Genomic DNA, 26,207 nt, shown 5'->3' on the forward strand with positions numbered 1-26,207 from the left:
TTTTTAACGTGCAGGTGAGAAATTGGCTACTTGTTTGAGGATGACTTCGATTTGTTCCAGTGTCTCGGGTCCAAGCTCAACATCAACAGCTTTCACATTCTCTTCGATCTGTTCAGGTCTAGTCGCACCGATGAGTGCAGAGCTTACGCCTGGCTGACGGAGTACCCAAGCTAGAGCAAGCTGTGCGAGAGAGATATTGAGCTGCTGAGCAACCTGCTCCAGGTCATGAACAACCTGAAGCACCTGATCATTCAGATAGCTGTTAATGAAGCTATTCACAGAATCATTAGCGGCACGACTCTCAGTCGGAATCGGCTGTCCCAGCTTGTATTTACCGGTTAAAATGCCTTGAGCAAGCGGCGAGAACACAACTTGACCCAGTCCTTTTTGCGCTGACACAGGCAATACTTCTCGCTCGATATAGCGCTCAAACATATTGTAAATCGGCTGATTAGAGATCAGCGGTCGCAGGCGCAGACGTTCGGCAATGCCAGCTGCTTCGGTAATTTGAGCACCGTTCCACTCACTGACAGCGGCGTACATAATTTTGCCTTGGGCAACTAAGTCGTCCAAAGCGCGAAGCGTCTCTTCCAGCGGTGTATGGATGTCATAGCGATGGCAGAAGTACAAATCGATGTACTCGACACCTAATCGTTTTAAGCTCGCATCACACTGTTCGAAGATGTGCTTGCGGGATAAACCTCGATCATTCGGACCCTCTCCCATCGGGAAGTAGACCTTTGACGAGAGCACATAGCTTGATCTCTCATAAGGCTTTAGCGCCGCCCCCATCGCTTTCTCGCCTTCACCACGATTGTAAGCATTGGCCGTATCGAAGAAATTAATACCACTTTCGAAAGCTTGCGCGATGCATGCATCTGCTGCCTTTTGTTCGGCTGCTGTTCCGTAAGTAAGCCAGCTCCCCAAGCTAATTTCACTCACTTTTAACCCACTGCGACCCACGTTCCTATACTTCATGAAATGTTATCATCCTCTCATTATGCTGCTTTGAAGTCATTATAAGAGTGGAGAGGATAGCTTGACAATGACGCACTATTAATTCACTTAGTTACTTCCACTTAAGTAACCGCCGATTGCCGATAGCGAAGAGGTGTCGTTTTGGTCATTTGACGGAAAACACGTCCGAACTGCACAAGTGACCCGAAGCCTACCTGCTCAGCGATCAAAATAACTTTAAGTTTCGTAGTTGTCAGCAGTCGCTGCGCTTCTTGCACACGAACGAGATTCACATATTCAATAAGCGAAAATCCGGTAATTTCCTTGAACATCCGGCTTAAATAGGCCGGGCTAATTTCGAATTGCTCAGCGAGTTCTTCCAGACGGAGAGGTTCAGGATAATGAGTATTAATAAATCTCACGATGGTAGAAATTTTTCGGTGCAGAGGGGAAACGTGTTCGGGTGATGTGACCGGATGTAAAAGAATGAAGCGTGCTGTGAACAGCAGCAGCTCAGTTAAATACTGCCGCAAGGCGAAAGTTTGTCCAAGCTGGGGCTCCTTCGCTTCATGAATTAATTTACCAAGTATGTCTTCAACCAAACGCCGAGTAGGCAGATCCAGCCGAAGAACGGGTGAAGCATGCGCGAAAGCATCAAGAAGAAATGGAGCATCCTCTTTGCTTTTTGCTACAAAGCTATCATCGAAATTAATCACAACACGTGCATGTCCTAAGTTGCCCGAGTCCGATGTCGCATGAAGCTCACGCCGATTTATAAGCACAAGGTCCCCCGGAAGAATGAGATACGAGCGATCACGAATGAAATACATACGCTCACCTTCGTACAAATAGTAAAGCTCGTACATGTCATGCATGTGTTGAGTCCTCTCGAACGAACCTGAACGATGAATATGTTGGATATAAAAGGGACCTTCTTCTTCATTGCCGAAGGTGACAGTTCGTGACATAGGTAGGACTCCTTAGGTTCTCTATGATTATTTGAAGTATAGCATGTTTATTGTGAAAAATATGAATAGTTTTTATGGAAAATAAGAAGAGATGATGAGAAAATTTTCGTACCTTGCGATATGATTAAGCTATGAGAAATGAGTAAACGCTTGCATAACAAGGGAGGATGTTCACAATGAAACAGCTTATCGAAGCTATAAAATCAGGAAATATATCTACATTTTCTTCACCGGATGTGAAAGTGTATGCATCATCGTACACGCTGGTAGGTAAAACTTCCCTTGTAATGGTGCGAACAGCAGAAGGAAAGAAGCTTATCGCTGCAGGTGAGGGCGAACTCTACGACCAGCTCATTGGGGATAACGTAGACGGCGGCAAAGTGGCTGCTTTATCACACGAAAATCGTCTGACGCTTAACCAATTTATTCCATATACAGCTCCACAGGCATTTGGTACACAAGTAGCTACAATGGGTTTAGGTGATCGACTTGGGATTGCGAGTCCTGGACATATTCAAACGATTCGGGGCAAGGACATACGCCCTGTCCTAGCACAGCAAAGTATTCGTGAGCTCGCGCTAACAGGTCGAACTTATGAGGATGTTTTGGATGCGGCTGCTTATGCTGTATTCCAAGAGGGCTATAAGGATGGGTATGGCGCGGACGGCGACCATTTGAAGAAAGAAGAGGACATCGAGTACGCGCTGCGTCTTGGTTTTACGATGTTAACACTGGATTGCTCGGAAAATATCGACAATACCATTGAATCTATGTCGGAAGCAGAAATCGCTGCAAAATATGAACAGCTGCCAGTTAGTTTGCGCAATCATTATGAAAAGCGTTATCTTGAGACACCAGCTAATGTTCCCGGAGCAACGTTAGCGTACACGTCACAGGCGCTTAAGAAAGATGTGCTAATCTACGACGCAGCAATCAATTTCATGGAAGCCATCTTCCGTAAGTATATCGCGCCGCTTGATCGCGCTGTCGATTTTGAAATCTCTATCGATGAAACGGCTACGCCGACATCGCCTGAAGCGCACTATTTGGTAGCTAACGAGCTTCGTGACCGAGGGGTTACGATTTTCAGCATGGCGCCGCGCTTCTGCGGGGAATTCCAGAAAGGCATTGACTATATTGGCGATATCGCTCAGTTTGAGCGTGAGTTAGCAAGCCATGCCGCGATTGCCGTACATTTCGAATACAAGCTGAGTATTCATTCCGGCAGCGATAAGTTCAGCGTATTCCCACTTATAGGGAAGTACACGAACGGCCTGTTCCATATCAAAACAGCAGGAACGAACTGGCTCGAAGCGGTACGTGTCGTAGCGAAGGTTAATCCTTCCCTGTACCGCCGCATGCATCAGTATGCGCTTGAGCATTTTGCAGAAGCAACTGCTTATTACCATGTTACGACAGACATCGGGGCTATCGCTCCACTTGCTGAGTTGACGGATGCGGGTTTGCCGGATTATATGGAAGAAAACAATGCTCGCCAACTGCTGCACATCACTTATGGCTTGCTCCTCCAAGCGAAGAATGCTGATGGCAGCAAGCAATTTGCGGACGAATTCTTCCAGACGCTAGCTGAGCAAGAAGAGACCTTCGCAGAAGGTCTTCGCTTTCATATTGGCAGACATTTAGAATTGTTGGGTAAATAGAGGGAATAAGCAGATTTTCCAATATATGGATGAAATTTTAACCCTGTCCCGGCCGGGCAGGAAGTTTCGGTTGCTGTGGACCCTGCCAATGCTTCGTTGGAGGTAAATCCCCGATGACTCATTTGCATTTCAGCACTCCCCCTTTTTTCAAGTAAAATATGTGAGATTGTTGTAGTAAAGAAATACAACAATAGCTCCCTCTAAAAGGGTAGAAGGTAAGAGATGTTGTACGCCATACAACAATTTCTATTAAATCGAGTGAAATAACCCCTATTTAGGCAAAAATGTTGCTTTTTCTACAACAATGGTAAGCTTTACTCACTAAAGTGAAGAAAATAGTTGTACGTTTTGCAACTTGATGGGTTCTATTCACATCTAAAAACAAAAAACGAGCCAAACGTTTGTCGTATCAAACGTTTGGCTCGCTTATTTTTATAAGAGCTTACTCTTCATTTGTAGGCTCATTTCGATAATCGTCTTCACCTGGATAGTCCCGCTTAATGCCTTCATGCAGCTCGCGATTTTCGTAAGAAAATGGATTCGACGGACGTTGATCCTTACGCCAGGGTGAGCTCTTTCCCAGCGATTCTGTATTTAGGCTAGTGCCATAAGGACCCTCTGGGAATTCCTCTGGAATTAAGTCATTGCGCTGCGACTCAACCGTCTCCAGATCAGTAAAGTCATCGCGGTATTCAGGGATGAAGCCTTTTGCTTCTGATTTCTTAGCTAGTTGGGGGGATTCGTCAATCATGGATAAAGCCTCCTTATGTTGCTATGCTTTTTCCAGTTTCCCCTTTAGACAGCTTAAATATCCGTGAAATGAATGGAACCAATAATTTGCGACAAGAATTCATTAAGTTCTTGCGCTTGTTCCTCATTCAGTTTATACACATGTTCCAAATACCCTTCTTCAGCCAGATCATCTGGACCAATAACAGCGCTGCGTCCGGATTGCAAATCAATAACAAGCTTCTTGCCGAAATAACGGGATGTAGTCATAATTGCTAGATCAAATCGGTGCAATGCGTTGCCAACGAAACAAACAAAACGCGTTGTTGTTTCTTCCTGATGGTCGTATAAAAAGTCATAATCAGACATGAGGGCCCTCCATTCGCTTTCTAGTATGTACCCCATTATAACCGAAAAAAGCTCGGCAACAAAACATATCTTGCGCCCATCTGACAAACATGGTATGATTTGGATATTAGAAAAAGGGAAGCACCTTTTCAGCTAACAGCTGAAGGGGTGCTTTTTCGTTTTTCTGAACCTATTTTTAGTTACCGTTTGGAGGAGAAAGCATGAACATTGTATTTATGAACACATTGGAGAAAGAAGCGGGGGATCATCGTGTTACATCGGCCCAAGTGTCGATTGGGGAAGAACAAGGCATTTGGAATGTCTATTGGAATGAGCCTGATAGCGCTGGCAAAATTCAGCAAGATCAGTGGTATCAAGGGGTGAGCTGGGATGAGATGCTGAGTGCTTTCCGTCAGGGGCTGCGGGATAAAGTCCGTTCCGGTTATCGTCCGCTTGTTAGTACGGATTTGGAATCAGCGCAAGGACTGTCTGGCAAAGCTAGAATGACACAGATGCTGACCTACTACTGCGAAGAAAATCCAAGTGAGGAAGTGTACGAAACGCTCCGCGCTTGGCGGCGCGAACAAGCTGCCCGCGAGGGGAAAGCGCCGTATATTCTCGCTACGAATCGTGTCCTTCGCATGATCTCCGTCTTCCTGCCTCAGAGTAAGGAAGAGCTGCAGCAAATTCCTGGCTTCGGCGAGCAGAAGACGACCATGTACGCAGCAGATGTGCTCAATCTCACTGCTGAGTATACACGTTCGAATGGCTTTCCGTTAGATTGGGTAGCTAAAAGCGTAGACACAGTGAAGTTTGAGGCTTGGCTCCATGCACAGAAGGAGCAAAAGCTGCGTACAGAGCTTGACCGTGAAGTTAGCAAGCGCAAACTTCTTGAGGTTGTGGCCGGCGGAGGAAGCTTGGCGGATCTGCAAGCCGTTCTAACTATGCCGCGCAGGGAACTGCTGCTTTGGGTGGAGGATTTGGAGCGTGAGGGATACGATATGGATCCGCTTGTAGAGGCGGAGCTAGCTTCGATCCCGGAAGAAGAACAAATCAAAGCCTGGAACGCCTTCGAATCAGAAGGTGATCGCTACCTGAAGCCAGTGCTGCAGCGCATCATCGGCGCGGAGGAGCTCAAAGGCAAAGAACTCGACCGCGCCTATGAGTGGCTGCGCTTGCTTCGTTTGCGCTTCCGCAGGGAGAAGGAAAGGTTTGCTTCTCAAGCAGCGAGCTAGTTGGTGTTGACTTTGGTTAGGATTATATGATTAAATGGTCATTAATCTAAATATCAAGGAAAGCGATGACGAACATGGGCTATGCCCAAAGTAGGAGAAATGCCGCTGCTGCAGAGAGTCGGTGTAGGGTGCAAACCGATGCAAGTATGGCTCCGAATTACAGTTCTGAGTTGGTTAAGGGAACATGCTCGTTAGAGCATCAGTAGCTTTTACCCGGCATTCATTTGTCGTTATGAAACTAAGTGAAAGAGAAATTTGCGAATGAGAGCGCGAATTCTTCTCTTTAATTAGGGTGGTACCGCGAGACAACCTTCTCGTCCCTTTGTGGACGCGCAGGTTGTCTTTTTTGTTTTATCATGATGAGGAGGGATTAAACAATGTTGACATGGGATCAGCTTACCGAAATACAGCAGCAGGAAGTGGAACGACAATTGCTTGTTGTTGGGCGAGGCGCTGCCGAAATCGTGCCTGAGGAAGCACTTAAGCAAAAGATCATGCACGCCGTGGCTACAGGAAAGCCGTTAAAAGTGAAGCTTGGCTTAGATCCATCTGCGCCCGATATTCACATTGGACACACCGTCGTTTTGCAGAAGCTGCGTCAATTTCAAGATTTGGGACATGAGGTTCAACTCATTATTGGTGATTTCACAGGACGCATCGGGGATCCAACCGGAAAGTCAGAGACTCGCAAACAGCTGTCAGAGGACGATGTTAAGCACAATGCACAAACGTATCAGACGCAATTATCCAAAATATTAGATTTATCCAAGACCACCTTTTACTACAACTCATCTTGGCTTGGAGTGCTTAAATTCGATGATGTGCTGAGGCTGGCAGGTAAAGTAACTGTTGCCCGAATGCTGGAGCGGGACGATTTTGCCAAAAGATACGCGGCTAATCAGCCGATTCATGTTCATGAGTTTTTCTACCCGTTAATGCAGGGCTATGACTCGGTTTCTCTAGAAAGTGACATTGAGCTAGGCGGAACGGATCAAACCTTCAATATTTTGATGGGCCGAACGCTCCAAAGTGCTTATGAGATTAAAGATGGACAAGTGGCGATTCTAATGCCGCTGCTCGAAGGCTTGGACGGTGTTCAAAAAATGAGCAAAAGCTTGCGAAATTACATTGGCATCGATGAGCTTCCTAACGAAATTTTCGGCAAAACGATGTCGATTCCGGATGCGCTCATGACCAAGTACTACGAATTAACAACATCCATCTCGAATGATTCTCTGGATGATCTCAAACGAGGGTTAGAAACAGGTACCATCCATCCGAGAGATGCCAAGATGAAGCTGGCTAAGGAATATGTGCAAATGTATCATGGTGCGCAGGCGGCAGAAGAAGCAGAGCAGCATTTCATTACCGTGTTCCAAAAGCGAGCTTTGCCCGAAGACATTGAAGAAATGACTCTAAGCATCAGCCAGTTGGAAGATGGCCAAATCTCCATCATTAAGCTTCTCGTCTTATTAGAACTCCAAGCTTCCAACGGGGAAGCAAGACGCAGTGTGGATCAAGGGGCAGTGAAGATCAATGAACAGAAGATTATGCAAATTCATGAACAAATAACCCCAAAGGATGGGGATATTATTCAAGTGGGGAAACGGAAGTTTGTTAAATTGAAGCTGATTTAAATCAGCAAAAAGGGCCCCTTGATAGGGGCATTCTGCTCCAAGAAGCCCTCACTCTTTCCACGTTCAAAATGGATCTACAGCCACTCTTTTTTACGAAATAAGACATACATGCCTATGCCCAATGCGGCCATGAACGCCAATACAATTTCATCGCCATGAGGGACACGAAGCCCGAGAATGTTATCGAAATTCATTCCGAATACGCCTGTTATGAATGTCAATGGCATGAAGATGGTCGTGAGTGCGGTAAAAACGCGCATGATCTCATTCGCTCGGTTAGCGACGCTAGACTGATAGGCTTCTCGTAAGTTGCCCATGAGATCGCGCAGCGTATCGAAGGTATCCACGATCTTTACGGCATTTTCATAAATGTCTCCGAAATATTTTTGCAGCTGATGGTCAATCAGTCTAAGCTCTTTCTTGCCAAGTGTTCCAATGACATCGCGCTGAGGAACAAGCACTTTTTTGAGCCATAGAATCTCTGAACGAAGCCCGATAATTTCATTCAAATGTGACTTTTTGGTTGCCACCAGGATATCTTCTTCCAGCTTTTCAATCTTGGCCTCGATACGGTCGCCGACCGCCACATAATTATCGACGACAAGATCGACCAGATGGTATAGGAAACGATCGGCGCTATTTACTTCCTCTTCCCAAAGGAAAGGTTTCAAAGCCCGAAGTTCATTAATTTTTTGCCTAGTAACCGTAATAATGACATGTTTGCTTAGAAATAGATTAAGTGCGCGAAGAAAAATTTCCTCATCATCAAATCGAATACTATTAATAACGATAAAATAATGGGAATCGTAGAACTCAATTTTGGGACGTTGTTCTTCTTCGCTTAAGCAATCCTCCACGGCCAAATCATGAAGATGGAACAAAGGTTGAAGGATCTCTAAGTCTTCTACCCCTGCATCAATCCAATAAAAGCCTCTTTCTGGAGGTGTAAGGGCGACAGTCACGTCATCAACCAACGTAAAAATGCCATTCTGAACCCACCGTGTTTTCATCTGATCCACCCCTTTGAATGGAATCAGTCGGTTAGTTCATCATTTTAGAGCAAGGCTCCGAATGAAGGAATAACCGACTGCATTCCTACACTATTAAATTGTTTAAGATCCTTGCAGGTTCTACTCCTCGGTTCTCCGTCCAAACGTATGCCCTCCTTTTTCGTCCGTGTCGAATACTTGTCTAGTATAACCCTTCATATATCACGTTTCAAGCTATAAAAGTTTGCAGAAACTGGGGAAATTGTCGTTTAGATAACGTATGGAAATAACGCTCAGTCGGTGCCAAAAAAATAGCCACCATGATTACATGGCGGCTTTCAAAATTTTGTTTTTAATTTCTTTGTAAATTTCAATTAATTCAGGATCACCGCGCTGCAGCAGTTCTTCTTCACTGTTAGCACCATAGATACGGCATAACAGGGCAGCAGCATCCTCTGCTTGTTGAATCGTTGGTTTTGTGGTTTCAATCAGGGTGAAAAAGCGATTTAATGAAGCAAAAGCGGAGAAACTATCGATCGTTTGGGTTGACATAAATGACCTCTTTTCATGAAAATTGATTATTTATCCATAGAGTGTTGTTATATATATGAACGTTTTAATATCATATAACCCGTTTTTAATCGTGCTTAAACATATTCGTTTGATACATTTTGTATCAATTTTATCATAAGGGGACAAACTGTTGCAATTTCTTTGCCCGAATTTCTTTTGAGAAGCGTTTCATGCCTTGACTTTGGGTGAATTTATAGTATGATAATTTTAATCGCATACGTTACATTTTCTTATCAAGAGTAGGTGGAGGGACTAGCCCTATGACACCCGGCAACCGACAAACCTTTGCAAGCAAAGGGGAGCACGGTGCTAATTCTTGCGGAAACGCTGATTACAGCGAATCTGGGAGATAAGAGAAGGACATTGACTTTGATTTTCCATGGCCTTTCTCTGATTCCAGAGAAGGTCATTTTTGCATTTATTTTCCAAATTAAACATATGAAGAGGAGTGAACAGGATGCCGATCAAGATTCCTGACAACCTGCCTGCCAAAGAAATTTTAAACCAAGAGAATATCTTCACCATGGACGAATCTGTCGCGTATCACCAGGATATACGTCCACTTCGGATTGCTTTATTGAATTTGATGCCAACCAAAGAAACGACGGAGACGCAGCTGCTGCGCTTAATCGGGAATACGCCCTTGCAGGTGGAATTCGTGCTTCTGCATCCTAAAACTCATACTTCTAAGAACACTTCCGTCGAGCATTTGGAAATGTTTTATAAAACATTTGACGATATTAAAGATGAAAAGCTGGATGGCATGATTATCACGGGTGCTCCTGTGGAACAGATGGAATTTGAAGATGTGAATTACTGGGAGGAATTGACGCAAATCCTGAATTGGAGTAAGAACAACGTCACTTCTACCTTGCATATTTGCTGGGCAGCACAAGCAGGCTTATATCATCATTTTGGTGTGCGAAAGTTTGCGCTCGATAACAAGATGTTCGGCGTATTTCCTCATACCGTTCAGGTACCGAATACTAAGCTGCTGCGCGGCTTTGATGAAGTATTTTATGTACCGCAATCTCGTCATACGGATATTCGTCGTGAAGACATTGAACAATGTCCAGATTTGGAGATTTTATCGGAATCTGAAGAATCCGGTGTTTATATCGCCGCAACGCGAGATGGGAAGCATATTTTCGTAACAGGACATTCCGAATATGATGCTTGTTCATTGAAATGGGAGTACGATCGGGATGTGAGTAAAGGGCTTTCAATTGATATCCCCAAAAATTATTACCCGAATAACGACCCGAGTAGACAGCCTTATAATACTTGGAGAGCGCATGCGAATCTCCTGTTCTCTAATTGGTTGAATTACTATGTCTATCAAGAAACACCATTTGAATTGAACGCTAATATCAACGAAAGCTTGGCAAGCTCGCAATTGTAATCAGAACCCATACCCTGAGGAGGAACTCCCTTTGTTGAAAATCGAAAGTCGTCTCGCCCAAATTGGCTCTATTCAAGAACCCGTTACTGGAGCTGTCAGCTTCCCAGTCTACCAAGCTACTGCGTTCCGTCATCCGAAGCTTGGGCAAAGTACAGGATTCGACTATGCACGCACCAAAAGCCCGACTCGCAAGGTGCTCGAGGATGCTATTGCTCAGTTGGAGTCAGGAGATGCGGGCTTTGCTTGTTCCTCAGGAATGGCTGCGCTGCAAACTATTTTCGCTTATTTCAGCCAAGGAGATCATTTGATTGTTTCCTTGGATTTATATGGCGGTACGTACCGTCTGCTTGAGAAAATCATGTCGCGCTTTGGTGTGACCGCTACTTATGTAGACACGAATGATTTAGACGGATTGGAAGCGGCTTATCGGCCGAATACCAAAGGGCTTGTCATTGAGACACCAACGAATCCGCTGATGATGATTACAGACCTTGAGCTTGTGTGTACATGGGCTCGTAAGAAAGGCATCGTATCGATTGTCGATAACACGTTGTTAACGCCGTATCTTCAACGCCCTATTGAGCTTGGTGCTGATATCGTCATTCATAGCGCGACCAAGTACCTCGGCGGTCATAATGACGTGCTTGCTGGTCTTATCGTGACCAAGGGCAAAGAGCTCTCGGAGCAGATGGCATTCCTGCACAACTCCATTGGTGCTGTGCTTGGACCGCAAGACAGCTGGCTCCTTATGAGGGGAATGAAGACGCTCGCACTTCGCATGGAGCGTCATGAACAGAATGCAACGGCCATTGCGAAGTTCTTATTGGAACACCCGCTGATCGGTGAAGTTTACTACCCCGCGCTTGAAACGCACCCTGGTTATGCGATTCAAAATAAGCAGTCGAGCGGGAACACGGGTATTTTCTCCTTTAAAGTAACGGATGCAAGACTGATTGAACCGATTCTTCATCACATAGAGCTTATTGCTTTCGCAGAAAGCTTAGGAGGGGTTGAATCGCTAATGACCTATCCGGCTGTACAAACCCACGCGGACATTCCACTCGAAATTCGTCAGCAGATCGGTGTAGATGACCGTCTTTTACGCTTCTCTGTTGGCATCGAGCATATTGATGATCTGATTGCGGATCTATCGAACGCCCTCAACAAGGCGCAGGCCGAATTGGAAGGAGATTCGTTATCATGAGCCACCCACAAGATGATAAACGTAAGCCGCATGGCAAATTCGCAACGAAGCTCATTCATTTCGGTGGTGAGATTGATGAAGCGACAGGGGCATCCAGTGTGCCTCTGTATCAAGCTTCGACTTTTCATCAAGCGGACTTAGAGGTCTCACCCGAATATGACTATACGCGTTCAGGTAATCCAACGCGCCAAGCTTTGGAAGACTACATTGCATTACTCGAAGGCGGTACGCGCGGCTTTGCTTTTGCCTCGGGTATGGCAGCTATTTCATCAGCCTTCATGCTGTTATCGCAGGGTGATCATGTTATTTGTACCGAAGATGTTTATGGTGGTACGTATCGCCTGCTGACAACGATTATGAATCGTATGGGCGTTGAGTCGACATTCGTCGATATGACCGATATCGCCCAAGTACGCGCAGCACTGCGATCTAACACAAGAGCCGTATTTATCGAGACACCTTCGAATCCGACACTCCGAATTACAGACATCGCCGAAGTTGCTGCTTTTGCTAAAGAGCACGATTTGCTTACGATGCTGGATAATACGTTCATGACACCTTACCATCAGCGTCCAATCGAGCTGGGTATAGATATTGTACTGCATAGTGCAACGAAGTTCCTCGGCGGACACAGTGACGTTCTTGCTGGGCTGGCTGTGGTCGCAAACGACAGTCTAGGTCGCAGAATGAAACAAATCCAAAATGGCATGGGGAACGTACTAGGCATTCAAGATTCTTGGCTATTGATCCGTGGTATGAAAACCTTGCGAGCTCGTATGGAAATGTCCGAAATTAGCGCCCGTAGATTGGCGCAGTGGCTTTCAGAGCAACCTGATATTGATGTTGTTTACTACCCGGGACTTCCGAACCACCCTCGTAGAGACGTACATGAAAAGCAGTCTTTAGGCTATGGAGCCGTTGTTTCGTTCGATGTTGGTTCCGGCGAGAAAGCGAAAAAGCTATTAAGCAAAGTACGTATTCCACTCGTTGCGGTAAGCTTGGGCGCGGTGGAGAGTATCCTGTCCTATCCGGCTATGATGTCGCATGCCTCAATGCCGAAGGAAGTTCGCTTGCTGCGCGGCATTACGGATGGTCTCGTGCGATATTCGGTAGGTCTTGAAGATATCGAAGACATTATTGAAGATTTGGAACAAGCCCTTCGCGGTTAGACCTCCATGAATTCGAAAATTAGTCATATTTGAAATGGAATACGCCTTGGTAAAAGCAGCATATTGCTGCTTTTTTGGTATGAATATGGTACGATGAGTGGATACAAGCCTTCAGAAAGTAAAGGAGTGAGTAGCTTTGAAACCGATTGATCGTATTTTAAATAAAGCACAGTCAGGCGGACGAATTGATATAGAAGAATGTATTACGCTTTTCGAGTCCGATCAAATAGAGAAGATTGGCGACACCGCCAATCAGATTATGAAGAAATGGCATCCTGATCCCATAACGACATTCGTCATTGGACGGAATATTAACTATACGAATATTTGTGACGTTTATTGCAGATTTTGTGCGTTTTACCGTCCACCCGGTTCATCAGAAGGTTACGTATTGCCGGATGAAACCATTTTCCAGAAGATCCAAGAAACTCTGGATGTAGATGGGACCGAAATCCTTATGCAGGGCGGCACGAATCCGAATCTTCCATTCAGCTATTACACGAATATCCTTCGAGAGATTAAGAAGCGTTTTGACATTACGATGCATTCTTTCTCGCCAGCAGAAATTATGAAAATGAAAGATATTTCAGACGGTTTATCTTTAGAGGAAGTCGTTCGTCAATTGCACGAAGCGGGACTTGATTCCTTGCCAGGCGGCGGCGCTGAAATTCTGGATGATCGCACTAGACGCAAAATTAGTAAGCTAAAAGGTTCATGGCGCGATTGGATGGACGTTATGCAAACCGCTCACAAAATTGGTATGCATACAACGGGGACCATGGTTATCGGTTTTGGCGAATCCATGGAAGAACGCGCGCTTCATATGCTGCGTATCCGTGATGCGCAAGATGATGTTCTGTTCCAGAAGCTCAATACACCAGGCTTCCTAGCTTTTATTCCGTGGACATTCCAACCGGATAATACAAACATGAAGGCAGAGAAAGTCACGCCTGAGGAGTATTTGAAGACGCTGGCCATTAGCCGAATTATGTTGGATAACATTCCTAACTTCCAATCATCGTGGGTGACGATGGGACCTGAAGTTGGCAAGCAAACGCTCAGCTACGGCTGCAACGACTTTGGAAGTACGATGATTGAGGAGAACGTGGTTTCCGCGGCGGGTACAACGCATAAGGTCAACGTTAACTCCACGCTGCGAATTATCCGCGAAGCAGGTAAAATTCCAGCACAACGGAATACGAAATACCAAACATTGCGGGTATTTGATGACGAGTCGCTCGTTATTGATAAGGATTTCGTAATGCAAAACTAACGAATATAAGTTAGAGAGCAGCTGCGGCTGCTCTCTTTTTTATTTCAAATTTTAATTGAACAAGTTATGAAAAATTAATGTTATTTTCATGTTTTTTTCTGAAAAAGGAGTACAATTGAAGTAATTCACAATTTAGACAAAAACGATAGGAAGTGATTCTTGTGAAACTATTCAAAAATTTTCTTCAAGGATTTTTTTATGCTTTTGTCTCCATTGGTGCACTTCCGTTCTTACTTATCAAAAGTATTTTTGAATCATACTTAGGATAATACCTACAAAAAAGCCTCCAACTTGGAGGCTTTTTCTTTTACGACTAGATGTTTCAGCATGGAATGTGATGTGGTTATATAGATCCTTTAGAGCATCCATTTTGGACAATTGTCCATAATAATATTTTTGATCATCAACTCTTGTTTAAGTTCGGTGGTTTCCCGAGATTGGCATATATGAACGAAAGAATTGACAAAAAATTAATGAATGGAAATGGCAAATTGTTCGTTGTATATCTGATTCCTATCGACCATATACTCTTAGGAGGAGGATGATTGATGAAAGGAGTTAGCCTATGGAACTGTTTGCGATTGTTGTAATGAATGCCGATGAGGCCTATGTACGTTCGCTAAGCGCTCAGATAGAACGTGAGCTGCAGCTTTTACATATCGCTGAAAGTGGAGTAACAGCCCCTTTTGATTTACACGATACACATGCTTACATTCGAGTAGAAGTGAGGATGAAGGATAGAGAAATATCTTCCATTCACAAGGAAGTAAGGGAGGGACTAGCTAGCGTTTTGGCTGATCATATCATCGCAGAGAAAGAGTTGCCTATTTTGCGTGAGTTGATCGTTAAAGAATTTAAATATGATGCCATAGACGATTTGGAAGCAATTGAAGGGTATTGTAAGCAATCCATGTGTGCGGAGACGGTCATTGATGAATTGCCTATTTTGAATGGCAGCTCAGCAAAACTTCGCCGCAAACAAATGTTAACGGAGCAGCTCGTGCAGTCTCTGGAGGAAACCCCTCGGCTAAGCTTGGATGGCTTTCTTACATTCCGTTTACAGGATTACACTGAGGAGCTGCGAGAGATAGCTGAGTATGCCATTGATGAATTTATGATGGATCGCCAGTATCAGGAATTTATTTCTCTACTGCAGTACTTTGTTTATATTCAGGAAGCCAAAATACCCGTTGCTCATCTAATACATAAAGGCGGGCATGAGTTTGTCATCCTGAATGATCAGCTTGAACTCATAGACGCAAATGAATTCGATACAACCTTTAAGCTAGAAGTGCTTGAGAAAGATATTAATTTCGAGGATATGATTGTTAGCACACTCATTACGGTATCTCCGGCAAATATCTACATCCATACACGAGATCCCGAATTAACGATCATCAAGACGATTAGACAAATATTTGAAGATCGAACAACGGTCTGCTCCTATTGCCGGACTTGTGACATCTTCTTGGGTGAAGCCAAGAAACAAGATCAACTGTCCCCTTGACCTTAAGTGAAGAGGCAATTATAATAGTGATCGAAGGCGTTAATATCAAAGACATGAACTTTCTGCAAGAACTGCTCAGAGAGAGGAGACTAGGCTGCAATCTCCTTCAGCTATTCAGAAAAGTTTACCCCTTTGTAGCCGTATTGTGGAATTCGACCTGATTTGCAGGATCGTTAGTATACAATACCGGAATCATTCCCGTTACCGAATGCTGATGAGGATTCGCCTTACCCGTGTGGGTATGCAGCGAATCGAACTAGGGTGGAACCACGAGCTGAGCGCACTCGTCCCTTTTGGGATGCAGTGTGCTTTTTTGCGTTCAAAATTACCTATAGGAGGAACAAACATGGTTGTACAAGTGAAATTACCAGATGGCGCAGTGAGAGAGTACGCAGTTGGAACGACCATTGAACAAGTGGCGGAATCCATTTCATCCGGACTGAAGAAAAATGCGATTGGCGGCAAAGTTAACGGGAAATCCGTGGATCTGTCGTTCTCATTGGAAAATGATGCAGACGTAGAAATTCTAACACTCGATAGTGAAGCGGGATTAGAGATGTATCGTCACAGCACAGCGCATTTGATGGCTCAGGCGATTAAACGTATTTATGGTGAAAAAGCGGTTAAATTAGGGATTGGACCTGTCATTGAAGACGGATTTTACTATGATATCGATTTGGAAACACCGCTTAATCCCGAAGATTTGGTGAAAATCGAGAAGGAAATGGAGCGTATTTCTGGTGAGAACCTGGCGATTACTCGCCGCGTTGTTTCCCGTGAGGAAGCGATTCGCATTTTCACTGAAATGGAAGATCCGTTTAAGCTGGAATTGATTCGTGATCTGCCGGAAGACTCGGTACTTACGATCTATGACCAAGGTGAATTCTTTGATTTATGCCGCGGACCGCATCTGCCATCAACTGGCCGAATCAAAGCGTTCAAATTATTGAGCGTTGCTGGCGCTTACTGGCGTGGAGATGCGAAGAACAAAATGCTGCAACGTATTTACGGCACTGCTTTCCCTAAGAAAGCGCAGCTGGATGAGCATTTGCATCTTTTGGAAGAGGCGAAGAAACGTGATCATCGTAAGCTGGGCAGAGAGCTTAAAATGTTTGCTTTTTCACGTGAGGTTGGGCAAGGGTTACCGCTTTGGCTGCCAAACGGCGCTAAATTGAGACGTACAATGGAACGTTATATTGTCGACCTGGAAGAGCGTTTGGGTTACCAACACGTTTACACACCAGTTCTCGCTAATGTTGAATTGTACAAAACATCCGGCCACTGGGATCATTACAGCGAGGATATGTTCCCGAAAATGGTGATGGACAACGAGGAGCTTGTCCTACGTCCAATGAACTGTCCACATCACATGATGGTTTATAAAAGCGATATGCGCAGCTACCGTGATTTGCCGATTCGGATTGCTGAGCTTGGCACTATGCACCGTTATGAAATGTCAGGAGCTTTAACAGGTCTGCACCGTGTTCGTGCAATGACACTGAATGACGCTCATATTTTCTGTCGTTTGGATCAAATTAAAGAAGAGTTCTCCCGCGTTGTGAACTTGATTCGTCAGGTTTATGCGGATTTCGGAATTACAGAGTACCGTTTCCGTCTTTCCTATCGGGATCCTAAGGATACAGAAAAGTATTTCCAAGATGATCAAATGTGGGAAACTTCCCAACGCATGCTGCGTGAGGTTGTTGAAGAGCTAGGACTTGATTTCTACGAGGCTGAAGGTGAAGCGGCCTTCTACGGTCCTAAACTAGACGTTCAAATCAAAACAGCGCTCAAGAAAGAAGAAACACTTTCAACAGCGCAAATTGATTTCTTGCTCCCAGAACGCTTCCAGCTTGAATACACAGGTGAAGATGGTCAGAAACATCGTCCAGTCGTTATTCACAGAGGGATTATCAGTACTATGGAGCGTATGACAGCCTTCTTACTTGAGAATTTCGCTGGTGCGCTGCCAACTTGGTTAATGCCTATCCAAGCCAAAGTCATTCCGGTATCTCCGGCATTCGAAGAATTCTCGAATCTCGTGACTGAGCGTCTACGCGAAGCCGGTATTCGTGTTGAAGCAGATAATCGTAATGAGAAGCTGGGTTATAAGATTAGAGAAGCGCAGCTGGAGAAGATTCCTTACATGCTAGTCGTCGGTGAAAACGAAGTGAAGAGCGAAAGCTTATCGATTCGAAAACGTGGTCAAGGGGATCTAGGAACCCATCCGATTGATCAAGTGATTGGCATGATTAACGAGGAAATTAGCAAGAAACTTTAAGAGTTCAATCCTATAAATGAAGCAGAGAAGATAATCTTCTCTGCTTTTTTGTTTTCAAATTCAGTTAATTGGGTATGTATAGGGGAGCGTGATTAGGACACCTTAAACAGTGAGTCTGCATCCGGAGGTTTAAAGGTGGTAGGTATTGGACAACCTGCAATAGTAGGGGAGGTATTAAATAATAGTAATGTTAACCAATTTTTTGACTCAGTCTAAATGGTTTAGTGCGTCGATCATCGTTGTTCTGATGGCACTTTTCGGACAAGAGACGACGGGCAAAAGCGACCAAAGCTACACGACGGCAAACTCCGTCACCCATATACAAGATCAGCAGCAAAAGGTTATTCCGGCCAAAACGGCACCTGTTACACTGCCGGTTGCGCAAGAAAACCTGCAACAAATCAATTATCGTTATGTTCCGAAGTTAGACTCAGATTTGTCCAAGCTCAAGGCAGTCGAAGTGACAGCCACCGGTTATTTTGCAGGTAAGGAATCAACAGGGAAAAATCCGGATCATCCTGAGTATGGGATCACGTATTCAGGTATTAGAGTAAAGCGGGATGATAAATCCTTATCAACGATCGCAGCAGACACGAACGTTTTTCCGCTTGGAACTGTCTTGTTTATTCCCGGCTATGGCTATGGTGTTGTGGCAGATACAGGCAGCGCCATTAAAGGTAAGAAAATTGATCTGTATTTCGACACAAAGGATCAGGTTTATAAAGAATGGGGTAAGAAGACGGTTAAAGTATTTATCGTCAAAGAAGGGCATGGGAAAGTGACCGAACTCATCTGGAATCAACTAAAGGATGAGATCATCGCACCTACCAAAGCACTATGACGAGAATTAGCTCTTCACAAAGCCGAACATTTCCATCATAAATTCTCCTGTTTGGGAAATCCTATACTTACAGGAGGTGATTGAACATGGCTAAGAACAAGAACAACAAGAATAAAAATTTGAGCTCGAATGTAGCTCAAGACGTAGAATTTGCTGCGGAAACATCAGTAGCAAACAAACAGCAACAAACGAATACACAAAACCAAAATAAATAATGCAATATCAATAAGCTAAAAAATGATAGAAGAACAGAGATCTGAAAAGGTCTCTGTTTTTTTATTTCTTTTCAACATCTCCTCTTTTCGTTATAATGTAACAAAAACTAACATTTAGGTTCCTTTTGGGAGGAGTTCCAATTGCTTATGCGCGCAGAAATGAAACACAAAGATTGGTTGAATGCTCTTATTCTCATTGGTATTACGGTAAGTGTACTCGCGTTAATGACTTCTTCTCGATGGTTTACGGCTGCAAGTTTGGCTGTTTTTTTGTTTATAGGTATTCTTGTTTGGCTTCGCACAGGATCAACAATGTCATCAAATAGCCAAGATAATAAGGACCACCACGAACAATTCCGAACGTTTATACAAGAATCTCAGGTTGTTGCGGACAGATTGGCAGCTGCAGTTGAGGAAGTCAATCGCTCGATCGGACATTTGCTGCACATAGCTGATGCTTCAATCCAAGGAGAAGAGGATCTGAAGATTCGAAGTAATCATGCTGTCGGACAGCTGCAGGAAGCATTCGCTGCGATTCAGCAGGTAGCGGCTGCTGCAGACCAAATTCTAGACTCATCCTTACATATGCATCAAGAGAGTGAACAAACCAAAGATACAGTGGTTGATGTATGCCGGTCACTGAATGCCACGGATGAAGTCATGAATGATCTACATATGAATAATGATACTATGCAGAAGAAGATTCAGGATTTGACAGGACATACTTCAAAGATTGAAGAAATCAATACCTTCATTGCTGAAGTAGTTTCTCAAACCTCGCTGCTCGCGCTTAATGCTTCCATTGAAGCGGCCAGGGCGGGTGAGCATGGACGAGGCTTTTCAGTGGTCGCTCAGGAAATAAAGAAGCTTGCTACACAAAGTCATGAAGCGGTTACGAAATCCTCCGAATTATTGGCATCCATCGAGAGCGGTGTTTCCCAAGTTGTGACAGCGGTTGCTGAAGAAAAAGCATCTGTCGCTCATGGAATCGCTGAGATGAAAATAATTAAAGACAAGATCGATACCATCTTCGGGTTGATTATAAATGTCAATAATCTTGTATCGAGTACAACGAGCTCTACCCAGCATCAGTCCTCACTTGTTTCAGGCACAAGAACATCGCTCGCCCAAGTGGTTGATTTGATGAATGAGACGATGTCTAGTGTGGAGATTACCTTGGGTCAAATGAAAAAGCAGCGCGATGAAGTATCGATGCTGCAGCTTATCAACCAAAATCTTGATCGTTCCTCTAAGGAACTGATACAAGCGATTCAAGCCGTAGGGATGCAAAATAAAGAAGGTACGATTCATGTAAATATCCAAGAAATGAAGCAACTACTTAGCTCACTTGTGCTAATACCTGACATAACTTCATTGCTTGATGTTAAGCATGCTTCCCATTTAGGCACTGTCTTACAGAAAACGGCCGGAATTGAAGCAATTTGGTCTAACCGCGCAGATGGAACCTTCATTTATTCAATGCCTGAGGCAGGTCTTGTTAATGCAAAGGGCAGAGAGTGGTGGAAGCGTGCCATGGGGGGAGAACTCTTCGTTTCTCCGGAATACGTGTCAGCTATTACGAAAAAACCATGTATCACGATGTCAAAAGCGATAATAGATGACATGGGAGTACCTGTTGGGGTCGTAGGAATTGATTTAATATTGAAATAAAGGTTCTCAAATCGTTTGTTTTGGTGTAAAATAAGATAACTGTTATAAATCTTGACACGGGGAGATAGGTGAGTGATCATGCTGAATGCTTTGCGAGTGGACGGAAAACCTCAAAGAACGCCAAGGAAAGCTGCAGAGGTATTTCCTTTCTTGGAAGCTTACATTGTCCGCAAGGAACAGCAGGTCCTGGATATTGAACAGGTAGTGGAGCGCTACGAGATCAAAAGAATGAAAGAAGAGCGCGCTTATCAGACGATGTCATCATTTCGCCGCATGTTTTCTGGTAAGAAACCTGACCATCATCTTGCTGTCGAGTATATCCACTATGTGAAGAAGCCCATGGAGCAGGTTAGGAAGCTTCGAGCTGAAATTGCCCATGCGAGACAAATTATGAATGAATCCAAACCAGGCGATGTGATCTCCGTACCGGATGAGATTGAAGAGCTGCTTTCTTAATACAAACAAGGATAAACGACTCCGTCGTCCTTAAGGGACGAGCGCGTTTGTCAAGGTAGATGCGAAGCAAAAGTATAAAACTTATACTTTCTTATCTACTAATAAAAAACCTTCCATTAGGAAGGTTTTTTGTTTATTGGCCTTTCTTTAGATGTTCTAAGTCCAGGAATCCATCCTCTTGGCTATAGGCTGGAACACCGTGGATACCGACGTCTAATCCAACCAATTCTTCATCTCTACTAACTCGCAGTGGAACAATAAGTTGAATTAGCTTCATACAACCCCATGTTATGACGAATCCCCATATACAAATGGTAACAAGCCCTAAGGCTTGAACACCTAGAAGGCTGAAGCCCCCTCCATAGAATAATCCGGCAGTGCCTTCCCGAATTGCGTCAGGCTGAGCAAATAAACCTACAGCGAGAGTCCCGATGCTGCCGCTAATACCATGAACGGGAAAAGCGCCGACTGGATCATCGATCCGTCTAGCTTCAAGCATTTCTGTTGCATAAACCATGGCGATCCCGCATACGGCTCCGATGAAAATGGCTGCAGCGTCACTAACGAATGCACAGCCTGCGGTAATGCCAACGAGCCCAGCAAGGGCGCCGTTGATAACCATGGGAGGATCGGCTTTGCGGTAGCGCATCATGGTGAATAGAATGCAAGTTGCGCTGCCCGCTGCTGCTGCGAGCATGGTGGTTACTGCAATGTGGCCGATCGAAGTATTGGTGGCACTTAGCGTGCTTCCTGAGTTAAAGCCAAACCAACCGAACCAAAGAATAAATGCGCCTACCGAGGCAAGCGGCAAATTAGACGGTGGTACAATATTAGCCGTGCCGTTAGCGGAAAATTTGCCAATCCGTGGACCAATGATCATCGCTGCGGCAAGAGCAGAGAAGCCGCCAAGTGCGTGAATGACAGCAGAACCTGCGAAATCAACCATGCCTAATTTGCCAAGCCATCCATTAACGGCCCAAATCCAGTGGCCAGCAATCGGATAAATTAAACCAGTCATTGCGATGGTGTACAGAATGTAAGCACGAAAATTGATGCGTTCGGCTACAGCCCCAGAAACGATCGAGATCACAGCGATAACAAAGGCGCACTGGAATAGCCAATAAGTCTCATGTGAGATATTTAAAACGATATGTGTTAAATCTCCTCCCATGAAGAAGCCGGTAGTTCCAAATAGTCCAGAAACATCTTTCCCATACATAAGGGCGAAACCGAATAAGTAAAAAATAAGTGCTCCAAAAGAGATATCAACAAACACTTTCATAATGATACTTACGGCATTTTTTTGTCTGACGAAACCTGCCTCCAATAAAGCGAAGCCGCCTTCCATTAATAGAATCATGGCAGCTGTCAGAACCACCCATATGGTATCTAGGCCGCTAGAAAGCTGTTGGATTGCATCCATAAACTGATCTCTCCTTACGTTTGAGGAATTCTTTGCACCAATTATACGGTTCTGATGATAAACATGTCAACGATATACGTAAGAATACATAACATCTGGTGGTTATTGTTCGTTTTTAAAATAATTGATGTCAGTTATTCATCTAATTCTACGAAAACTCAGTCTCTAGACCGAGGAAACCATCAATCTTTCGTCTCTTTTCATTCATGGCTGTATCTTATAAACTAGAGGTATCTTAACGACGTTGTACACAAATGGAGGAAGAAGCATGAATCCGCATATGTTTCAAAGAATAATCTGGGGGCTTGTCCTCGTAACGGCAGGTGTCCTTTATTTACTTAACCAATTAGGGTTTATTGATATTGATCTTGCTTATATGTTTTCCACTTACTGGCCTGTAATTCTTATTTTCTACGGTCTCGTTGGTTTTGTTTGGCAGCGTAAGTATCATTGGGGGGGCTCGATTTGGAGTTTGCTCGTTTGCTGTATTGGAACGATCTTTCTCCTGAAGAATTTAAAGCTGACCGATCGATCGCTTGGAGAGATGTTTCAGATTTTGGGACCTATTGCCTTAATTCTATTTGGTTTGAATGTGATTTTTAAGCCTAGCAAGAAAGAGTCACCGGATTGGCCTTCTATTAAAGAAGCGAAAGAGCAAGCAAAGCAGGCAAGACGTGAAGCTAGAAGATTGCAGCATGAAAAATACAGAAATCCATGGGATCAACCCAAGTGGAGTGATGGAGCGCCATCGCCTACAAAGGATACGGAGCATAATAATAAATCTACTTTTAATGAAGCAAAGCATGAACTCAGTGACGAGGAGAAAGCCGTACTCAAGGATATTCATGGCGAGTTTCATGATAAACATTTGTGGGATGTGCCTGAAGCACCGGGGGTACCCGATCTAAGTAAGCCACCTCAGCCACCGGGACAACCGCAAACGCATGCTTTTAACCATCATGGGCATAAGTACGATGATTTCGTACGTAACTTCGACTCTGGTGATGTACTTCATCGGCATGGATTTATCGGAGATGTGCATCTGGGACAAGAAGCTTGGGAACTAAAGCCGATTCAGATCTCACATTTCATTGGTGATTCCGTCATAGATCTTACTCGTGCAGCCATTCCCTTGGGAGAAACAACGATTCATGTTACAGCATTTATTGGTGATGTGAAAATATTCATTCCTAATGATATTGATGTTGAAGTTCGCGTAATGGCAAGTTCTTTTATCGGAGATATGAAAGTGCTTGATCGGCGGGAGAGTGGGTTTCTGCGCAGCGTGAGAACTCAGACCTCGCAATATGAAGAGGCTGAACGAAAAATTATTGTAACTACGAGTATGTTTATTGGTGACATTACAATTAAAAAGATAGGGTAAGGATGGAGCATGTACAAATTGCGAATGTTCAATATGAAGTGGCAGCTGCTGAATTACTTTCTGATTTCGAGTTTGCTCACGGTATCTAGCATCTATATTGTGCTTGAATATTATAAGGATGAGCTTGTTTCATGGCAGTTCCGCATGTGGTTCCTCATAGCCATTCTCTTGGTCTGTCTAACGGTGGGTTATGTTGCGACCAAAAGATGGCAGCGCAAAGTTGATGAACTTCATGTAGCCATGCTCGAATTGTCCAAAGGGAATTTCTCCAGTCGGATTGAAATGGAACCCGTAGAACCATTCTTGTATTTGTATGATGCTTTTAATAACATGGCCTCTGCCGTTGAAGAGCGTATTCAGCTGCTGCAAAAATTGGGTGAGGCCGAGGCCATTCGGGATCAGGAGCTCACGGAAAATGCTGTGCTTGAGGAAAGACGCAGACTCGCGCGGGATTTGCACGATACCGTTAGTCAAGAACTGTTCGCCATTCATATGTCAGCATCCTCTTTACCCAAGATTCTGGAGAGAAATCCAGATGCTGCACCAGGCGTCATGAATCAGCTTATTCAAATGTCTCACCATGCCCAGAAGCAGATGCGCGGACTCATTTCGCAATTAAGGCCCATCGAACTGGGAGATATGAGCTTACAAGAAGCCCTGGAGAAATGGTTTCCGGAATATTGCCGAAACCATGAGCTGCAGGGCAAGCTTGATGTTTCACTGCATGAATCGATATCTGAAGCGATTGAACATCAATTTTTCCTCATTATACAAGAAGGGCTTGCGAACGTAGTTAAGCATGCTTCTGCCAAACAAGTTCGCCTAGCTATATATGAAAGAGAGCATCAGTATGTACTTCAGCTGCAGGATGACGGTCAAGGCTTCGAACGAAGAGACATTCCATCGGCTTCACATGGTTTATCGACAATGAGAGAGCGAGCTCAGAAGCTTGGCGGCGAAGTAGAGATAGACAGCAAATTAGGATCAGGAACACGAGTTAGAGTACGCATTCCGCGGTTTACGGGACAGTCGAGCTTGTTAATGAAGGAAAGAGAGGGAGAAACAAATGAGCAGTAACATTAAAGTGATGATCGTCGATGATCACGATATGGTACGGGTTGGGCTTCGAACCTACATCTCGTTGGAACCCGGATTGGAAGTTGTAGGGGAAGCAAGCAATGGCCAGGATGCGTTCGATAAGTTAAATCAGGAACTCTCTCATCTTTTGCCGGATGTTATTTTGATGGATCTGACCATGCCGGTGCTGGATGGAATAGGTGCCACCAAGTTGATATGCGGTAAATTTCCACAGATAAAAGTAATTATGCTGACCAGCTTCTTGGAGGAAGCGAAGGTTCTCGAAGCTGTCGAATCGGGTGCCATCAGTTATATGCTGAAGACGGTTTCATCCGACCAATTGATTCATGCGATTATGAGCGCTTACCGCGGTATGCCGGTTATGAATTCAGAAGTGTCCTTGGCACTTACAAGAGGGATCAGACAGCGTACTAGTGTGCCTGAGGAAGAAGGGTTGACTTCGCGAGAGAGAGAAGTATTGCTTTTGATTGCAGAGGGAAAGAGTAATAAGGACATTTCAGAAGAGCTTTTTATTAGTATCAAAACGGTCAAAACACACGTCAGCAACCTCCTAATGAAGTGTGAATTAGAGGATCGGACTCAGCTTGCTATCTACGCACACCGCAAAGGCTTGGTTTGACAATAAGGAACGAAACACACATAAAAACTAGATTTTGACACATTCTATGCGTAAGTAAAATAATATGAGCGCTTAAGGAGTGTCTGAATGAAAACTTTATCATCATCTTTGGAGCAGGTTCAAGAATCTTTCGACAGTGTTCGTGAGCACCTGCATGAATTCGATTTTGCTCTGGGCGGCAATTGGGATTACGATCATGGCTATTTCGACCACTACTTAGATGAAGAGCATCTAGTTTGGCTGCGTATACCTTTTCAAGTTATCACAGGAAGGATTGATGGCGATTCCGAATCAACGGATGCGATCGTCGAAATGGGAACTCCTTTCGTGCTGAAGCATGTGTATAATGAAGGACTTAGCCAGGATGCGGAAGCAGAAACCTTTGGTGCAATGATCGACCAATTCCAAACTCCGCTTGACCCTGATGCCAAAATCGAAGATAAATGGGTGAAAGAAGCAGCTGGGTTGCTCCACAAGGTGGAACAAGCTTGGATACAGTGAGTTAGCCCTTTTTTTACCTCCATTTTATTGTTTTTTAATATTCGTTTAAGGTTGTAGGTGCATGAT

The 26,207-nt window shown here is 44.3% G+C and carries 24 protein-coding genes, 1 riboswitch and 1 other annotated feature; of the genes, 17 read left to right on the forward strand and 7 right to left on the reverse strand.

The annotated features are described in order from the left end of the window. Positions 1-3: 3 nt before the first annotated feature. Positions 4-978, reverse strand: a complete 975-nt coding sequence (locus G519_RS0107245) for an aldo/keto reductase family protein (protein WP_029194104.1) — start codon at positions 976-978, stop codon at positions 4-6. Between the two features lie 101 nt (positions 979-1,079). Then, on the reverse strand, positions 1,080-1,925 hold the full coding sequence (locus G519_RS0107250; protein ID WP_029194105.1) for an AraC family transcriptional regulator: 846 nt from the start codon (positions 1,923-1,925) through the stop codon (positions 1,080-1,082). 176 nt (positions 1,926-2,101) lie between these two features. On the opposite strand from G519_RS0107250, the gene G519_RS0107255 reads away from it, so the two are divergent. After that, positions 2,102-3,586, forward strand: coding sequence for a tagaturonate epimerase family protein (locus G519_RS0107255; RefSeq protein ID WP_244280052.1), 1,485 nt, complete (start codon positions 2,102-2,104; stop codon positions 3,584-3,586). A 442-nt stretch (positions 3,587-4,028) separates the two neighbouring features. Here G519_RS0107255 and G519_RS0107260 read toward each other — a convergent pair whose 3' ends face one another. Then, positions 4,029-4,337 (reverse strand): hypothetical protein, encoded by a 309-nt coding sequence (locus G519_RS0107260; RefSeq protein ID WP_173188982.1) that lies wholly within the window; start codon positions 4,335-4,337, stop codon positions 4,029-4,031. Positions 4,338-4,390: 53 nt separating this feature from the next. Beyond that, a complete protein-coding gene (locus tag G519_RS0107265; protein WP_029194108.1) occupies positions 4,391-4,684 on the reverse strand; it encodes a DUF3055 domain-containing protein in 294 nt (97 codons plus the stop codon). A gap of 200 nt (positions 4,685-4,884) precedes the next feature. Between G519_RS0107265 and G519_RS0107270 the strand changes: the two genes are divergently transcribed. Both G519_RS0107270 and tyrS read left to right on the forward strand, forming a co-directional pair. Then, on the forward strand, positions 4,885-5,898 hold the full coding sequence (locus tag G519_RS0107270) for an HRDC domain-containing protein (protein WP_029194109.1): 1,014 nt from the start codon (positions 4,885-4,887) through the stop codon (positions 5,896-5,898). 72 nt (positions 5,899-5,970) lie between these two features. After that, positions 5,971-6,223, forward strand: a binding site (T-box leader). A gap of 55 nt (positions 6,224-6,278) precedes the next feature. After that, the gene (gene tyrS / locus G519_RS0107275; protein ID WP_029194110.1) at positions 6,279-7,535 is read left to right on the forward strand and encodes a tyrosine--tRNA ligase; all 1,257 of its coding nucleotides are present in this window, start codon (positions 6,279-6,281) and stop codon (positions 7,533-7,535) included. Between the two features lie 74 nt (positions 7,536-7,609). Here the strand turns inward: tyrS and corA are convergent, their stop codons facing one another. Together corA and G519_RS0107285 are read right to left on the reverse strand one after the other, a co-directional pair. After that, the gene (corA, locus tag G519_RS0107280; protein WP_029194111.1) at positions 7,610-8,545 is read right to left on the reverse strand and encodes a magnesium/cobalt transporter CorA; all 936 of its coding nucleotides are present in this window, start codon (positions 8,543-8,545) and stop codon (positions 7,610-7,612) included. Positions 8,546-8,848: 303 nt separating this feature from the next. Continuing rightward, positions 8,849-9,076 carry a hypothetical protein gene (locus tag G519_RS0107285; RefSeq protein WP_029194112.1) on the reverse strand — a complete coding sequence of 76 codons (228 nt, stop codon included), beginning with the start codon at positions 9,074-9,076 and terminating at the stop codon, positions 8,849-8,851. Between the two features lie 248 nt (positions 9,077-9,324). Continuing rightward, positions 9,325-9,453, forward strand: a riboswitch (SAM riboswitch). Positions 9,454-9,554: 101 nt separating this feature from the next. Here G519_RS0107285 and metA point away from each other — a divergent pair. The 10 genes from metA to G519_RS0107345 all read left to right on the forward strand — a co-directional run bounded on the left by metA (position 9,555) and on the right by G519_RS0107345 (position 21,116). Beyond that, a complete protein-coding gene (metA, locus tag G519_RS0107295; protein WP_029194113.1) occupies positions 9,555-10,499 on the forward strand; it encodes a homoserine O-acetyltransferase MetA in 945 nt (314 codons plus the stop codon). A gap of 34 nt (positions 10,500-10,533) precedes the next feature. Beyond that, a complete protein-coding gene (locus tag G519_RS0107300; RefSeq protein ID WP_029194114.1) occupies positions 10,534-11,703 on the forward strand; it encodes an aminotransferase class I/II-fold pyridoxal phosphate-dependent enzyme in 1,170 nt (389 codons plus the stop codon). Continuing rightward, positions 11,700-12,872 (forward strand): trans-sulfuration enzyme family protein, encoded by a 1,173-nt coding sequence (locus tag G519_RS0107305; RefSeq protein WP_029194115.1) that lies wholly within the window; start codon positions 11,700-11,702, stop codon positions 12,870-12,872. The genes G519_RS0107300 and G519_RS0107305 overlap by 4 nt, the downstream gene beginning before the upstream one ends. A gap of 136 nt (positions 12,873-13,008) precedes the next feature. Continuing rightward, entirely contained in the window at positions 13,009-14,145 is a 1,137-nt protein-coding gene (gene mqnC, locus G519_RS0107310; protein WP_029194116.1) for a cyclic dehypoxanthinyl futalosine synthase, read from the forward strand. 565 nt (positions 14,146-14,710) lie between these two features. Next, positions 14,711-15,652, forward strand: a complete 942-nt coding sequence (locus G519_RS0107320) for a putative sporulation protein YtxC (RefSeq protein ID WP_029194117.1) — start codon at positions 14,711-14,713, stop codon at positions 15,650-15,652. 346 nt (positions 15,653-15,998) lie between these two features. After that, positions 15,999-17,933, forward strand: a complete 1,935-nt coding sequence (gene thrS, locus G519_RS0107325; RefSeq protein ID WP_029194118.1) for a threonine--tRNA ligase — start codon at positions 15,999-16,001, stop codon at positions 17,931-17,933. A gap of 187 nt (positions 17,934-18,120) precedes the next feature. Further along, complete coding sequence (locus tag G519_RS52920) at positions 18,121-18,774, forward strand: 3D domain-containing protein (RefSeq protein WP_029194119.1); 654 nt, start codon at positions 18,121-18,123, stop codon at positions 18,772-18,774. Between the two features lie 86 nt (positions 18,775-18,860). Continuing rightward, positions 18,861-18,989 carry a hypothetical protein gene (locus G519_RS52925; RefSeq protein ID WP_261302307.1) on the forward strand — a complete coding sequence of 43 codons (129 nt, stop codon included), beginning with the start codon at positions 18,861-18,863 and terminating at the stop codon, positions 18,987-18,989. A gap of 147 nt (positions 18,990-19,136) precedes the next feature. Then, on the forward strand, positions 19,137-20,660 hold the full coding sequence (locus G519_RS0107340; protein WP_051253213.1) for a methyl-accepting chemotaxis protein: 1,524 nt from the start codon (positions 19,137-19,139) through the stop codon (positions 20,658-20,660). Positions 20,661-20,738: 78 nt separating this feature from the next. Then, positions 20,739-21,116 carry a hypothetical protein gene (locus tag G519_RS0107345; RefSeq protein WP_051253223.1) on the forward strand — a complete coding sequence of 126 codons (378 nt, stop codon included), beginning with the start codon at positions 20,739-20,741 and terminating at the stop codon, positions 21,114-21,116. 133 nt (positions 21,117-21,249) lie between these two features. Here G519_RS0107345 and G519_RS0107350 read toward each other — a convergent pair whose 3' ends face one another. Beyond that, complete coding sequence (locus G519_RS0107350; RefSeq protein WP_029194122.1) at positions 21,250-22,539, reverse strand: ammonium transporter; 1,290 nt, start codon at positions 22,537-22,539, stop codon at positions 21,250-21,252. A 268-nt stretch (positions 22,540-22,807) separates the two neighbouring features. Here G519_RS0107350 and liaF point away from each other — a divergent pair, with 268 nt between their 5' ends. The 4 genes from liaF (at position 22,808) to G519_RS0107370 (ending at position 26,141) form a co-directional block, all read left to right on the forward strand. Continuing rightward, on the forward strand, positions 22,808-23,923 hold the full coding sequence (gene liaF, locus G519_RS0107355; protein WP_029194123.1) for a cell wall-active antibiotics response protein LiaF: 1,116 nt from the start codon (positions 22,808-22,810) through the stop codon (positions 23,921-23,923). A gap of 9 nt (positions 23,924-23,932) precedes the next feature. Then, positions 23,933-25,000 (forward strand): HAMP domain-containing sensor histidine kinase, encoded by a 1,068-nt coding sequence (locus G519_RS0107360; RefSeq protein ID WP_029194124.1) that lies wholly within the window; start codon positions 23,933-23,935, stop codon positions 24,998-25,000. Continuing rightward, entirely contained in the window at positions 24,990-25,640 is a 651-nt protein-coding gene (locus G519_RS0107365; RefSeq protein WP_029194125.1) for a response regulator transcription factor, read from the forward strand. The genes G519_RS0107360 and G519_RS0107365 overlap by 11 nt, the downstream gene beginning before the upstream one ends. 87 nt (positions 25,641-25,727) lie before the next feature. Beyond that, positions 25,728-26,141, forward strand: coding sequence for a YugN family protein (locus G519_RS0107370; RefSeq protein ID WP_029194126.1), 414 nt, complete (start codon positions 25,728-25,730; stop codon positions 26,139-26,141). Positions 26,142-26,207: the final 66 nt, after the last annotated feature.

The organism is Paenibacillus alginolyticus DSM 5050 = NBRC 15375 (assembly GCF_000422905.1).
Lineage (GTDB): Bacteria > Bacillota > Bacilli > Paenibacillales > NBRC-103111 > Paenibacillus_E > Paenibacillus_E alginolyticus.

What these genes read in the sequence shown, in the direction of transcription:
- G519_RS0107285 (WP_029194112.1), bottom strand. Translation starts at nt 9,076, where the DNA reads ATGTCAACCCAAACGATCGATAGTTTCTCCGCTTTTGCTTCATTAAAT.
- G519_RS0107260 (WP_173188982.1), bottom strand. Translation starts at nt 4,337, where the DNA reads ATGATTGACGAATCCCCCCAACTAGCTAAGAAATCAGAAGCAAAAGGC.
- G519_RS0107350 (WP_029194122.1), bottom strand. Translation starts at nt 22,539, where the DNA reads ATGGATGCAATCCAACAGCTTTCTAGCGGCCTAGATACCATATGGGTG.
- G519_RS0107360 (WP_029194124.1), top strand. Translation starts at nt 23,933, where the DNA reads ATGTACAAATTGCGAATGTTCAATATGAAGTGGCAGCTGCTGAATTAC.
- G519_RS52925 (WP_261302307.1), top strand. Translation starts at nt 18,861, where the DNA reads ATGGCTAAGAACAAGAACAACAAGAATAAAAATTTGAGCTCGAATGTA.
- G519_RS0107265 (WP_029194108.1), bottom strand. Translation starts at nt 4,684, where the DNA reads ATGTCTGATTATGACTTTTTATACGACCATCAGGAAGAAACAACAACG.
- G519_RS0107305 (WP_029194115.1), top strand. Translation starts at nt 11,700, where the DNA reads ATGAGCCACCCACAAGATGATAAACGTAAGCCGCATGGCAAATTCGCA.
- G519_RS52920 (WP_029194119.1), top strand. Translation starts at nt 18,121, where the DNA reads ATGTTAACCAATTTTTTGACTCAGTCTAAATGGTTTAGTGCGTCGATC.
- G519_RS0107255 (WP_244280052.1), top strand. Translation starts at nt 2,102, where the DNA reads ATGAAACAGCTTATCGAAGCTATAAAATCAGGAAATATATCTACATTT.
- G519_RS0107250 (WP_029194105.1), bottom strand. Translation starts at nt 1,925, where the DNA reads ATGTCACGAACTGTCACCTTCGGCAATGAAGAAGAAGGTCCCTTTTAT.
- metA (WP_029194113.1), top strand. Translation starts at nt 9,555, where the DNA reads ATGCCGATCAAGATTCCTGACAACCTGCCTGCCAAAGAAATTTTAAAC.
- G519_RS0107245 (WP_029194104.1), bottom strand. Translation starts at nt 978, where the DNA reads ATGAAGTATAGGAACGTGGGTCGCAGTGGGTTAAAAGTGAGTGAAATT.
- corA (WP_029194111.1), bottom strand. Translation starts at nt 8,545, where the DNA reads ATGAAAACACGGTGGGTTCAGAATGGCATTTTTACGTTGGTTGATGAC.
- G519_RS0107340 (WP_051253213.1), top strand. Translation starts at nt 19,137, where the DNA reads ATGCGCGCAGAAATGAAACACAAAGATTGGTTGAATGCTCTTATTCTC.
- G519_RS0107365 (WP_029194125.1), top strand. Translation starts at nt 24,990, where the DNA reads ATGAGCAGTAACATTAAAGTGATGATCGTCGATGATCACGATATGGTA.
- liaF (WP_029194123.1), top strand. Translation starts at nt 22,808, where the DNA reads ATGAATCCGCATATGTTTCAAAGAATAATCTGGGGGCTTGTCCTCGTA.
- G519_RS0107370 (WP_029194126.1), top strand. Translation starts at nt 25,728, where the DNA reads ATGAAAACTTTATCATCATCTTTGGAGCAGGTTCAAGAATCTTTCGAC.
- G519_RS0107320 (WP_029194117.1), top strand. Translation starts at nt 14,711, where the DNA reads ATGGAACTGTTTGCGATTGTTGTAATGAATGCCGATGAGGCCTATGTA.
- G519_RS0107270 (WP_029194109.1), top strand. Translation starts at nt 4,885, where the DNA reads ATGAACATTGTATTTATGAACACATTGGAGAAAGAAGCGGGGGATCAT.
- thrS (WP_029194118.1), top strand. Translation starts at nt 15,999, where the DNA reads ATGGTTGTACAAGTGAAATTACCAGATGGCGCAGTGAGAGAGTACGCA.
- G519_RS0107345 (WP_051253223.1), top strand. Translation starts at nt 20,739, where the DNA reads ATGCTGAATGCTTTGCGAGTGGACGGAAAACCTCAAAGAACGCCAAGG.